General features: G+C 71.3%; 11 protein-coding genes. 9 read left to right on the top strand and 2 right to left on the bottom strand.

The window, feature by feature from the left end:
• Positions 1–391 precede the first annotated feature (391 nt).
• Positions 392–1081, bottom strand: coding sequence for a phosphate signaling complex protein PhoU (gene phoU / locus ACWC21_RS11900; RefSeq protein WP_450880674.1), 690 nt, complete (start codon positions 1079–1081; stop codon positions 392–394).
• Positions 1082–1272: 191 nt separating this feature from the next.
• Between phoU and ACWC21_RS11895 the strand changes: the two genes are divergently transcribed.
• Both ACWC21_RS11895 and ACWC21_RS11890 read left to right on the top strand, forming a co-directional pair.
• On the top strand, positions 1273–2538 hold the full coding sequence (locus tag ACWC21_RS11895; protein WP_450880672.1) for a sensor histidine kinase: 1266 nt from the start codon (positions 1273–1275) through the stop codon (positions 2536–2538).
• Complete coding sequence (locus ACWC21_RS11890) at positions 2535–3215, top strand: response regulator transcription factor (protein ID WP_010358452.1); 681 nt, start codon at positions 2535–2537, stop codon at positions 3213–3215. Before ACWC21_RS11895 ends, ACWC21_RS11890 begins: the two co-directional genes overlap by 4 nt.
• Before the next feature lie 96 nt (positions 3216–3311).
• Here the strand turns inward: ACWC21_RS11890 and ACWC21_RS11885 are convergent, their stop codons facing one another.
• Positions 3312–3977, bottom strand: coding sequence for a DUF461 domain-containing protein (locus tag ACWC21_RS11885; protein WP_450880670.1), 666 nt, complete (start codon positions 3975–3977; stop codon positions 3312–3314).
• A gap of 625 nt (positions 3978–4602) precedes the next feature.
• Between ACWC21_RS11885 and ACWC21_RS11880 the strand changes: the two genes are divergently transcribed.
• The 7 genes from ACWC21_RS11880 (at position 4603) to ACWC21_RS11850 (ending at position 11681) form a co-directional block, all read left to right on the top strand.
• Positions 4603–5085, top strand: a complete 483-nt coding sequence (locus tag ACWC21_RS11880) for a CarD family transcriptional regulator (protein ID WP_003953493.1) — start codon at positions 4603–4605, stop codon at positions 5083–5085.
• A 547-nt stretch (positions 5086–5632) separates the two neighbouring features.
• Positions 5633–6385 (top strand): 2-C-methyl-D-erythritol 4-phosphate cytidylyltransferase, encoded by a 753-nt coding sequence (gene ispD, locus ACWC21_RS11875; RefSeq protein ID WP_450880668.1) that lies wholly within the window; start codon positions 5633–5635, stop codon positions 6383–6385.
• A complete protein-coding gene (gene ispF / locus ACWC21_RS11870; RefSeq protein ID WP_450880666.1) occupies positions 6375–6872 on the top strand; it encodes a 2-C-methyl-D-erythritol 2,4-cyclodiphosphate synthase in 498 nt (165 codons plus the stop codon). The genes ispD and ispF overlap by 11 nt, the downstream gene beginning before the upstream one ends.
• 56 nt (positions 6873–6928) lie before the next feature.
• The gene (locus ACWC21_RS11865; protein WP_450880664.1) at positions 6929–7333 is read left to right on the top strand and encodes a PPOX class F420-dependent oxidoreductase; all 405 of its coding nucleotides are present in this window, start codon (positions 6929–6931) and stop codon (positions 7331–7333) included.
• Positions 7334–7476: 143 nt separating this feature from the next.
• Positions 7477–8880 carry a cysteine--tRNA ligase gene (gene cysS / locus ACWC21_RS11860; protein WP_450880662.1) on the top strand — a complete coding sequence of 468 codons (1404 nt, stop codon included), beginning with the start codon at positions 7477–7479 and terminating at the stop codon, positions 8878–8880.
• Between the two features lie 101 nt (positions 8881–8981).
• Positions 8982–9923: a 23S rRNA (guanosine(2251)-2'-O)-methyltransferase RlmB gene (rlmB, locus tag ACWC21_RS11855; RefSeq protein ID WP_450880660.1), complete on the top strand. Its 942-nt coding sequence runs from the start codon at positions 8982–8984 to the stop codon at positions 9921–9923.
• 117 nt (positions 9924–10040) lie between these two features.
• Positions 10041–11681, top strand: coding sequence for a DoxX family membrane protein (locus tag ACWC21_RS11850; protein WP_450880658.1), 1641 nt, complete (start codon positions 10041–10043; stop codon positions 11679–11681).
• Positions 11682–11776: the final 95 nt, after the last annotated feature.

Genomic DNA, 11776 nt, shown 5'->3' with positions numbered 1-11776 from the left:
CCGCACCCACCCCATACGACAACGTCGGCCTTCAAGACCACAACCAGGTCTTGAAGGCCGACGTCACGCCAGGCCCCGGATTAACCAACAGCATCATCAGAGATCACCGGGGCCCTCGGCATCTAAGGCAGGAAGGTGCCGTCAGCCGCACTGGCACGGGCCGCCCGACTGGCACCCGCAGCCGCATCCCGAGCCGCAGCCGCAGGAGGCGACGAGCGGGAGACTCCTGAGGTCGGCGGGCTGGTCGGTGTCCTGCTGTTGTGTGGGGTCGGGCGTGGTGCTGGGGGATTCGGCCATGGTTCCTCCCAGTGGACAGGGCCTGGTGCCTTTGTCCATTTCATGCCCGGCCCGGCAGGCGCATCAACGGCGCACAGTGGCGCCCGGCACGCGGCTAGGCGTTGTCCGTGCCCGTGACCGGCTGGATGTCCGTCTGGATCTCGTCCGCGTGCTCGCCCGTCACCAGGTAGACCACCCGCTTGGCGACCGCGACCGCGTGGTCGGCGTAGCGCTCGTAGTAGCGGCCGAGAAGGGTGACGTCGACGGCCGTCTCGATGCCGTGCTTCCAGCGCTCGTCGATCAGGTGCTGGAAGAGCGTGCGGTGCAGCAAATCCATCGCGTCGTCGTCGGCCTCCAGCTGGAGCGCGAGGTCGACGTCCTTGGTGATGATGACCTCGGCGGCCTTCGCCATCAGGCGCTGGGCGAGCTGGCCCATCTCCAGGATGGTGGCGTGCAGGTCCTGGGGGACCGCCCGCTCGGGGAAGCGCAGCCGCGCGAGCTTCGCCACGTGCTGGGCGAGGTCGCCGGAGCGCTCCAGGTCGGCCGACATGCGCAGCGACGTGACGACGATCCGCAGGTCCGTGGCCACCGGCTGCTGGCGGGCCAGCAGGGCTATGGCCCGTGCCTCCAGTTCGTGCTGCAGCTCGTCGACCCTCTTGTCGGCCTCGATGACGCTTTCGGCCAGCTTGAGGTCGGCGTCGAGGATCGCGGTCGTCGCGCGCCCGATCGCCGACCCCACCAGCCGGGCCATCTCCACCAGACCGTCGCCGATCGAGTCAAGTTCCTCGTGGTACGCGTCCCGCATCAGGGTTCCCTCTCGTACGTGTTCTTCGGGGCGGTGCGAACCCCACGCTCCCACGTTCCGGCCCGTACGCGTCCGTTTCTTCCACCTCAAATGAACCAATACTGGCTCCGAGGTGAACTCTGGGCGACGAGTGTTCGAGCTCGCCCCCGGACGGCTGTGGTCAGGAGGAATGCCGTGCCTAACCTTGACGCATGGACGTGAACGCGGCGGTCGCCGCAGCGGCTGCGATCGCCGGGGTGCTCACCGGTGTCATCGCCATGCTGGCGTTCCGTTGGAGCGAGCGCGACCAGAAGCGACCGACCAGGACTTCCTTGCACACCGATCCCGTACTCCCGCCCGGAGTGGACACGGTTCTGTCCGTACTCCGTTCGTCGGCCGTCGTACTCGACGAAGCCGACGCCGTCGTCAAGGCCAGCTCCGCCGCGTACGCCCTCGGGCTGGTCCGCGGCGGGAAGCTCGCCGTCGAGCCCATGCTCCAGATGGCCCGCGACACCAGACGCGACGGCGAGATACGGCAGGTCGAGCTGGACCTGCCCCGGCGCGGGACCGGGCGGGGGGAGGCCCTCGCCGTCTCCGCGCGGGTCGCGCCGCTGGGGTCCAGACTGGTCCTGCTGCTCGTGGAGGACCTCACCGAGGCCCGTCGTATCGAGGCGGTACGACGGGACTTCGTCGCGAACGTCAGCCATGAGCTCAAGACCCCGGTGGGTGCGCTCTCCCTGCTGTCCGAGGCCGTCATGGACGCCTCCGACGAGCCGGAGGCGGTGCAGCGCTTCGCCGGGCGCATGCAGATCGAGGCGACCCGCCTGACCAACCTGGTGCAGGAGCTCATCGACCTCTCCCGCGTGCAGAACGACGACCCCCTCGAGGACGCCGAGCCCGTCCGGGTGGACGAACTCGTCGCCGAGGCCATCGACCGCTGCCGGCACCAGGCCGGCACCAAGCAGATCACGATGGCCGCGGGGGGTACCGCCGACCTCCACGTGTGGGGGAACCGGGGGCAGCTCGCCGCCGCCCTGGGCAACCTCGTCGAGAACGCCGTCAACTACTCCCCGGCCCGCACCCGTGTCGGCATCGCCGCCCGCCGGATCGTCGCCTCCGGTGGCGACATGATCGAGATCGCCGTCACCGACCAGGGCATCGGCATCTCCGACAAGGACAAGGAGCGCATCTTCGAGCGCTTCTACCGCGTCGACCCGGCCCGCTCCCGGGCCACCGGCGGCACCGGCCTGGGCCTGGCCATCGTCAAGCACGTGATCGCCTCGCACGGCGGGGAGGTCACGGTGTGGAGCGCCGAAGGCCAGGGCTCCACCTTCACCGTGCGGCTGCCGGAGGCCGGCGCGGCCCGAGACCGCGCCCAGCAGCATCCCGACCTCGACGAAGAGGCCGGGCCGTCCCCCAGCACGTCCCCCGAATCAACCGCGTACGAAACGCTTTCCGCCCCGGAGGTCCTTCCGTGACCCGTGTGCTCGTCGTCGAGGACGAGGAGTCCTTCTCCGACGCCCTGTCGTACATGCTCCGCAAGGAGGGCTTCGAGGTCGCCGTCGCGGCCACCGGCCCCGACGGACTCGACGAGTTCGAGCGCAACGGCGCCGACCTCGTCCTCCTCGACCTGATGCTGCCGGGCCTGCCCGGTACGGAGGTCTGCCGCCAGCTGCGCGGCCGCTCCAACGTCCCGGTGATCATGGTGACCGCCAAGGACAGCGAGATCGACAAGGTCGTCGGGCTGGAAATAGGAGCCGACGACTACGTCACCAAGCCCTTCTCCTCGCGTGAGCTGGTCGCCCGCATCCGCGCGGTGCTGCGCCGGCGCGGCGAGCCGGAGGAGGTCACCCCGGCCGCGCTGGAGGCCGGCCCGGTCCGGATGGACGTCGACCGGCACGTGGTGACGGTGTCCGGTTCCAAGGTCGACCTTCCGCTGAAGGAGTTCGACCTCCTGGAGATGCTCCTGCGCAACGCCGGCCGCGTCCTCACCCGCATGCAGCTCATCGACCGCGTCTGGGGCGCCGACTACGTCGGCGACACCAAGACCCTGGACGTCCACGTCAAGCGTCTGCGCGCCAAGATCGAGCCGGACCCGGGTGCGCCGCGGTACCTGGTGACGGTGCGTGGGCTGGGCTACAAGTTCGAGCCCTGATCGGATCCGGCACCCGTGAGGCGGGCGGGCGCCGCGGCGGGCGGTACGACTGAAGGGCGGCACCCCGGCAGGGGGTGCCGCCCTTCAGCCCTGTGATCAGTGGCCCGCGGCGGACGCCGACGCGGAGTCGCTCGGCGTGCTGCCGGCGGACGCGGAGCCGGTCGAGGAGGGGGACTTGCCCTTCGACGGCTTGCCGCTGGAGCTCGCCGTGGCGCCGGGGGCGGGCGACGTCGAGGCCGACGGCGTGGGGATCTCGCTCGGGCCCCAGCTGCTGAAGTAGCTCTTGGCCGGGAAGACGAAGGCGCGCAGGCTCACGTCACCGGTCTTGCTGAAGGTGAAGGTGACCTTCTGGGCGTTGCCGTCCTGGAGGGCCTCCTGGGTGTTGTCCAGGACGGCGGAGGCGTTGCCCTTGCCGCCGAGGACCAGCGAGCCACCCGCCGGGACCACGAGGGTCTTGCCCTTGACCGGGCTGAGCTTGGCGGTCTCGCCGGTGCCGGGGACGGTGATCGACTGGAGGGTCTGGGGGGCGGTCCCGCCGTTGAAGACGGTGGCGGAGACCACGGCCGGGCCCGTCGAGTGCATGTCGGGCTGGGTGATCACGGTGGCGTTCTGGACCTTGATGTCGCCCACGCTCGTGGCCGCGTTGTCCGGCTTGATGCCCAGGGTCTGGGAGTCGTTGCCGGCGCCGCAGGCGGCGAGCGAGGCGATCGAGAAGGCGATGGCGGAGGCGGCGAGGGCGCCGCGTCGAAGGCTGCTGCTCACGGCGGCGGCAACTCCTTGAACGCAGGGGCGACCTCCTTGTAAAGCCGCCCTATGTGTCTGTCAGCGGCCTCAGGTTACCGAGCCGTCCCCGCCCTGCCGCACCCGACCCTCCCCCCGGAGTCCCGCTTCCCTCGGGCAGGGGTGCCCCGGTGTCTTCCGGGTACACACGATCCGTATTGACCACGGCCTCGTCCGGCATTCACATAAGGGGGGTCGCAAAATTTCGGTGAAGGAATGCGCGGGCCCCCGGATATTGATCACGTATTGATCACGTACCGATGAGTACGACGATCGGGCTACTGATCGGCACGCCCGGATGATCAATTCTGGATTCGCCTCATGTCAGCCTCCGGACACCGAACGGAGTAGCGTAAGTCGCACGCTTGGAACCGGACAAATGTGGATGTTCAGCCGCCTCGACGGGCCTCCGGGCGCGTGTAACGTACGCGTTTCACCTCGCCCGGACAGCCGCTCCGACCTGCGAATACCTGCCTCCGCGGACCCGCCGAAGCACGTTCCTGTCGCTGTTGTCAAGCCCCGAGATATGCCCTGACCTGCGAAAACGCCATTCAGAAGACGCCGTATCCGTGTTACCCTGGATAGCCACGGAAGGGGTACCTGTCACATGACGTTCAAGGTTGGCGACACCGTGGTCTATCCCCATCACGGGGCCGCGCTGATCGAGGCTATCGAAACTCGCCAGATCAAAGGCGTGGACAAGACCTACTTGGTGCTGAAGGTCGCCCAGGGTGACCTGACAGTGCGTGTGCCAGCGGACAATGCGGAGTTCGTCGGCGTGCGTGATGTGGTCGGTCAGGACGGGCTGGACCGGGTCTTCGAGGTGCTGCGCGCGCCGTACGCCGAGGAGCCCACCAACTGGTCCCGTCGTTACAAGGCAAATCTGGAGAAGCTCGCCTCCGGCGATGTCATCAAGGTCGCGGAAGTCGTGCGTGACCTGTGGCGTCGCGAGCGCGAGCGCGGACTCTCCGCCGGTGAGAAGCGCATGCTGGCCAAGGCTCGCCAGATCCTGGTGAGCGAGCTCGCCCTCGCGGAGAACACCAACGAGGACAAGGCCGAGGCCCTGCTCGACGAGGTCCTCGCGTCCTGACGGACCGGCCTCCCGGCAGGCCCCGCCCGCTCAGCACGCTCGAACAGTGAACTGCCGCGGTGCCCGATGACACACCACCTGTCGCCGGGCGCTGCGGCATGTTCGGTTCGTACGCGGCCGCGCCGATGCCGTACGTGGATCCCGTACGTGCTTGTCGCTCATCGCTTCTTGCACGTGGATCCCGGACAACGCGGATGCCGGCAGCGAAGCCGTAAAACACCGGGGAGCCCCCGATACTGATCGTGCCGGGTCCGGGCAGCCGACTCGACCGGTGTCACGGAAGGGTCCGGTCAAGACGCGCGCCAGTGGCACGCTGAGGCCATACCCACGCAGACCCCGCCGTCAAACCGGCGTTTTCCCGGGCGGCGTCCGGCACGCCCGCCCGCCGTGCCGCCGAACCGCCCGAGTGGCTCCGCCACGGAGGCGCTCCGGCACCCGGCGAGCGCGCGCACCGGACGCCGCCCGGGCCGCCCCCGCGGGCGGACGACGCCGTCACGACGGCAGGACCTCCCGCAGGACCTCCCGCACACGAACCCGACAGGAACCGATGTCTGACGAATCGCGCCCCTCGCCCGCGCCGACGCCCGTCGCAGCCGTCATTCCGGCCGCCGGGCGCGGCGTACGCCTCGGACCGGGCGCCCCCAAGGCACTCCGAGCGCTGAGCGGCACGCCCATGCTCATCCACGCGGTCCGCGCGATGGCCGCCTCCCGCGCCGTCTCCCTGGTCATCGTCGTGGCCCCGCCCGACGGCGCCGCCGAGGTCAAGTCGCTCCTCGACGCGCACGCCCTGCCCGACCGGACGGACTTCCTGGTCGTCCCCGGCGGCGAGACCCGCCAGGAATCGGTCCGGCTCGGCCTCGACGCGCTCCCGCCCGACCATCGCGTCGTCCTCGTGCACGACGCCGCCCGGCCCCTCGTCCCCGTGGACACCGTCGACGCCGTCATCGAGGCCGTACGCGACGGAGCCCCGGCCGTCGTCCCCGCGCTGCCGCTCGCCGACACCGTCAAGGAGGTCGAACCGGCCGCCGTCCCGGGCGAGCCCGAGCCGGTCGTCGCCACGCCCGAGCGGGCCCGGCTGCGCGCCGTGCAGACCCCCCAGGGCTTCGACCGCGACACCCTGCTGCGCGCCCACCGGACCGTCACCGAGGACGTCACCGACGACGCGAGCATGGTGGAACAGCTCGGCCTGCGGGTCGTGACCGTCCCCGGCCACGAGGAGGCCTTCAAGGTCACCCGTCCGCTCGACCTCGTCCTCGCCGAGGCGGTCATCGCCCGCAGGAGGCTCAACGATGGCTTCTGAGGCGCTCCCGGCCCTGCCCCAGGTCGGCATCGGCACCGACATCCACGCCTTCGAGGACGGCCGCGAACTGTGGTGCGCCGGCCTGAAGTGGGAGGGCGAGGGACCCGGCCTCGCCGGTCACTCCGACGCCGACGTCGTCGCGCACGCCGCCTGCAACGCCCTCTTCTCGGCCGCCGGGCTCGGCGACCTCGGGCAGCACTTCGGCACCTCGCGCCCCGAGTGGTCCGGCGCCTCCGGCGTCACCCTGCTGGCCGAGGCCGCCCGCATCGTCCGCGCGGCGGGTTTCCGGATCGGCAACGTCGCCGTCCAGGTCGTCGGCCCCCGGCCGAAGATCGGCAAACGCCGCGCCGAGGCCCAGAAGATCCTCTCCGAGGCGGCCGGCGCCCCCGTCTCCGTCTCCGGGGCCACCACCGACGGGCTCGGCTTCCCCGGCCGCGACGAAGGCCTGATGGCCGTGGCGACCGCACTCGTGGTGCGGGTGAGCTGAGAGCGCGTGAGGGTACCCGTGGGACGACCAGCGACCCAGGTCCCGGAGGTACCCCCATGCCCGCCGTTCTCTCCGACCGCCTCAAGGCCCTGCTCGACGGCCCGGTCTTCGTCGTCCTCGGCACCGCCCAGCCCGACGGCAGCCCCCAGCTCTCCCCCGTATGGGCGAAGCGGGACGGCGACGACGTCCTGATCTCCACCACCGTCGACCGCCGCAAGAAGCAGAACCTCGACCGCGACCCCCGCGTCAGCGTCGTCGTCCAGGACCCCGAGTCCCCGTACGAGTACGCCGAGATCCGCGGCAGCGTCGAGACGACCACCGAGGGCGGCCAGGAACTCATCGACGAGCTGAGCCTGAAGTACAGCGGCAAGCCCTACGCCGAATTCAACCCCGCCTCGTCCCAGGACGCGGAACGCGTGGTCGTCCGGGTCCGCCCGCGGAAGGTCGTGGGGAGTCTCTGAGCCGGCCCGGCGTGGGCGGGCCGTACCCGGCCGGGACCGCCTCGGGGACCGGGGGCGCCCGGCGGTGTCCGCCGTGTCACGAATAGGTGGCCCTTCGGCCGAAGGGTCGCAAGGCACTGCCCCGCGCCCACTACCCTGGAGTGGTGACCATTCGCCTGTACGACACCAGCGCCCGGCAGATCCGTGACTTCACCCCGCTCAAGCCGGGCTGCGTCTCGATCTACCTGTGTGGTGCCACCGTGCAGGCACCGCCGCACATCGGGCACGTCCGCTCGTACCTCAACTTCGACATCATGCGCCGCTGGTTCGAACACCGCGGCTACGACGTCACGTTCGTCCGCAACGTCACCGACATCGACGACAAGATCATCACCAAGGCGCACGAGCAGAACCGGCCCTGGTGGTCGATCGGGTACGAGAACGAGCGCGCCTTCAACGACGGCTACGCCACCCTCGGGTGCCTCCCGCCCACGTACGAGCCCCGCGCCACCGGCCACGTGACCGAGATGGTCGAGATGATGCGGACGCTCATCGAGCGCGGACACGCCTACGAGGCCGACGGCAACGTCTACTTCGACGTGCGCTCCTTCCCCGGCTACCTGGAGCTGTCCCGGCAGGAGCTGGACAACCTGCTGCAGCCGTCGGGCGAGGGCGAGACCGGCAAGCGCGACCCCCGTGACTTCGCCATGTGGAAGTCCGCCAAGCCCGGCGAGCCCACCTGGCCGACCCCGTGGGGTCCCGGCCGCCCCGGCTGGCACCTGGAGTGCTCGGCGATGGCCCACAAGTACCTGGGCAGCACCTTCGACATCCACGGCGGCGGCATCGACCTGATCTTCCCGCACCACGAGAACGAGATCGCCCAGGCCAAGGCCTTCGGCGACGAGTTCGCCCACTACTGGCTGCACAACGCCTGGGTGACCATCGCCGGCGACAAGATGTCCAAGTCGCTGGGCAACTCCGTCCTCGTCTCCGAGATGGTCAAGCAGTGGCGCCCCATCGTCCTGCGCTACTACCTCGGCACCCCGCACTACCGCTCGATGATCGAGTACAGCGAGGAGTCCCTGCGCGAGGCCGAGTCCGCGTTCGCCCGCATCGAGGGCTTCGTGCAGCGCGTCGTGGAGAAGGCCGGGGGAGTCGTGGAACCCGCCCCCGAGGTGCCGCCCGCCTTCGCCGAGGCCATGGACGACGACTTCGGCGTCCCGCAGGCCCTGGCGATCGTGCACACCACCGTCCGGCAGGGGAACTCCGCCCTCGCAGCCGACGACAAGGAGGCCGCCGTCGCCCGGCTCGCCGAAGTGCGCGCCATGCTCGGCGTCCTCGGCCTCGACCCGCTCGACGAGCACTGGGCCGGCGAAGGCGCCGACCGCGGCGAGGACCTCCACGGGGTCGTCGACAGTCTCGTCCGCATGGTCCTCGACCAGCGCGAGGCCGCCCGCGCCCGCAAGGACTGGGCCACCGCGGACGCCATCCGCGACCAGCTCAACCAGTCCGGCCTCACCATCGAGGACGGCCCCCAGGGCCCCCGCTGGAGCCTCGGCCCGCGTTGATCCCCCGACGGTCGATTCCTTGATCGATTGTGCCGCCCGGCCCGCCGGGCGGCACACTGCACAAGACGTACGTACGAACGCTTCACACAGACAGGTGAGTCATGGCCGCTAACAACCGTCGCATGTCCGGCAAGAAGGGCGCGCAGGTCGGCAGTGGCGGCCAGCGGCGCAAGGGACTCGAGGGCAAGGGCCCGACCCCGCCCGCCGAGATGCGCAAGGGACACAAGAAGAACCGCATCGCCAACGCCAAGGCGAAGCAGGCCGTGCGCCGCCCCACGGCCCGGGGCCGTGGCGGCAGGTCCACCTCCGAACTGGTCGTCGGCCGCAACCCGGTCGTCGAGGCCCTGCGCGAGGGCGTACCCGCCTCCACCCTCTACGTCCAGCAGTTCATCGACAACGACGAGCGGGTCCGCGAGGCACTGCAGCTCGCGGCCGAGCGCGGCGGCATCAACCTGATGGAAGCCCCCCGCCCCGAGCTCGACCGGATGACGAACGGCCTCAACCACCAGGGCCTCGTCCTCCAGGTCCCGCCCTACGAGTACGCCCACCCCGAGGACCTCGCCGACGCCGCCTACGACGAGGGCCAGGACCCCCTCATCGTCGCCCTCGACGGTGTCACCGACCCGCGCAACCTCGGCGCCGTCGTCCGCTCCGTCTCCGCGTTCGGCGGCCACGGGGTCCTCGTACCCGAGCGACGCGCCGCGGGAATGACCGCCGGCGCCTGGAAGACCTCCGCCGGCACCGCCGCCCGTACCCCGGTCGCCCGCGCCACCAACCTCACCCGCGCCCTCGAGGCCTACAAGAAGGCCGGCATCGTGGTCGTCGGCCTCGCCGCCGACGGCGACGCCGAACTCGGCGAGCTCGAAGCCCTCGCCGGACCGGTCGTCATCGTCGTCGGCAGCGAGGGCAAGGGCCTGTCCCGGCTGGTCGGCGAGACCTGCGACTTCCGCGTGCGCATCCCCATGCCGGGCGGCGCGGAATCGCTCAACGCGGGTGTCGCGGCGGGCATCGTGCTGTACGAAGCGGCCCGCAGGCGGGCCTGAACACCCGTCCTCGGGGTCACCCGTACGGGGTAATCCGGGCGACACGTACGAGCTTGACGCGGTCCGGACACTTCCGGGCCGCCAAGGCAGTGTCCTAACTCCAGGTCACTCGGTTAGATGAGTGTGGACACCAGAACACCCCGCACACCCACGGGGGACCGCTCGTCGGGATACGACGACGCTCCCGCGCTGAGCATGGTGAAGGTGCCGAGCGATCCGGCGCAGGTCATCGTCAATCACGCGAGCTTCCGCGTGCAGTTGGGCGCCTCGGCACGGCGAACCCAGTCACCACGGATCGCCTGGCACACCGCCACCGGGGACACCGCCCGCGTCCCCGCCATGGGCGCCCCCGCCCGACGCCGCCCCGTCGTCTGGAGCGGCCATTCGGCCCCCGACGACACCGGCGCCCACCGGCTGCTCCAGGCCGTGCGGGGCGGCAGCATCCGCCACGCCGACGATCCCGTCCCCGACGCCGGAGCCACCCAGGTCATCCCCCGGGTCGGCGACCACGACGGCTACGCCACCGGCTACGACGACGTGTACCACCAGCTGGACGAGACCGTCGAAACCCCGGTCGTCGGTCACCAGCGCGCCCCCGTCGCCGGCGAGACCCGCCTCCTGCCCCCCATGCGCCCCGCCGGCAGCGCCTACGACCCACCGGCGCACCCCCACGACCACTACGCCGGTCCCGACGACCACTACACGGACCCGGCGGACGACGAACCGGCCGGATCCCCCGCCAAACGCCCCACCGACGACCCGGCCCGGCACGCCTACTACCCCGGCCGCCGGATGAACCTCGGCGTCGTCCTCCTCCCCCTGCGCCTCTTCCTCGGCGCCATCTCCGTCTACGCCGGCATGGGCAAGCTCTGCGACCCGCTCTACTTCGACGGCGGCCGGCGCGGCTCCATGGTCAAGTGGCTCAACACCCTCCACCCCTGGCAGGTGGCCGAGCCCCTGCGCCAGTTCGCCCTGCACCACCCCGTCGGCTCCGGCCTCGTCATCGCCTTCCTCCAGGTCGTCGTCGGCGTCCTCACCATCCTCGGCTGCTGGCAGCGCGTCGCCGCAGCCGTCGGCGCGCTGCTCTCCGCCGCCCTCATCGTCACCGTCAGCTGGAAGACGGTCCCCGCCTACGACGCCCCCGACATCATCTACCTCGCCGCCTGGTCCCCCCTGGTCATCGCCGGCGCCCCCGTCTACTCCGTCGACGGCCGCCTCGCCGGCAACGCCTGGCGCACCCTCGGCCCCCGCTCCGCCATCTGGGACCTGCGCCGCTACGTACTGCGCCGCGGTGCCCTCGTCACCGCCCTCACCGTCGGCGTCACCCTGCTGGTCGGCTCACTCCTCGGCGGCGCCGTCCGCGACGCCGACCGTGTGGTCGTCCCCGGCCCCGGCGAGGCCCCCCGCAACAACCTGCCCGGCTCCCCGCTCGCCCAGGACCCGGGCAAGCACCACAGGAGGACACCGGCCGCCTCCACCCCGCCCAGCGGCGGCGCCACCGCCGGCGCCGGCCCCTCCGGCGGCGCCACCACCCCCGGCGCCACCCACTCCACCGGCGCGGTCACCGGCGGCGCCCCCAGCCAGACCCAGGGCACCGCCGGTCAGGCCCCGCCGCGGCGCACCGCCCCCGCCCAGCAGGCCCCCAGCACCACCTCGGGACCGACCTCCGGCGGCACCACGACCGGCGGCAGCGGATCCACCGGCAGCGGCGGCTCCTCCTCCGGACAGCCGGGCCTGGTGGGCGGCCTCCTGGGCTGACACCCGGCCACCCCCACCACGCCGGGGTCCCGGCCACCCGCACGACGACGGGGTCCCGCACCACCAGGTGCGGGACCCCGTCGCCATGCACGAAG

This window comes from Streptomyces sp. NPDC001348 (assembly GCF_053597535.1).
The sequence above is the reverse complement of the archived record's forward strand: the minus strand, read 5'-3'. Positions and strand labels throughout refer to the sequence as shown.

What these genes read in the sequence shown, in the direction of transcription:
- ACWC21_RS11850 (WP_450880658.1), top strand. Translation starts at nt 10,041, where the DNA reads ATGAGTGTGGACACCAGAACACCCCGCACACCCACGGGGGACCGCTCG.
- ispD (WP_450880668.1), top strand. Translation starts at nt 5,633, where the DNA reads ATGTCTGACGAATCGCGCCCCTCGCCCGCGCCGACGCCCGTCGCAGCC.
- ispF (WP_450880666.1), top strand. Translation starts at nt 6,375, where the DNA reads ATGGCTTCTGAGGCGCTCCCGGCCCTGCCCCAGGTCGGCATCGGCACC.
- phoU (WP_450880674.1), bottom strand. Translation starts at nt 1,081, where the DNA reads ATGCGGGACGCGTACCACGAGGAACTTGACTCGATCGGCGACGGTCTG.
- ACWC21_RS11865 (WP_450880664.1), top strand. Translation starts at nt 6,929, where the DNA reads ATGCCCGCCGTTCTCTCCGACCGCCTCAAGGCCCTGCTCGACGGCCCG.
- ACWC21_RS11880 (WP_003953493.1), top strand. Translation starts at nt 4,603, where the DNA reads ATGACGTTCAAGGTTGGCGACACCGTGGTCTATCCCCATCACGGGGCC.
- rlmB (WP_450880660.1), top strand. Translation starts at nt 8,982, where the DNA reads ATGGCCGCTAACAACCGTCGCATGTCCGGCAAGAAGGGCGCGCAGGTC.
- ACWC21_RS11895 (WP_450880672.1), top strand. Translation starts at nt 1,273, where the DNA reads ATGGACGTGAACGCGGCGGTCGCCGCAGCGGCTGCGATCGCCGGGGTG.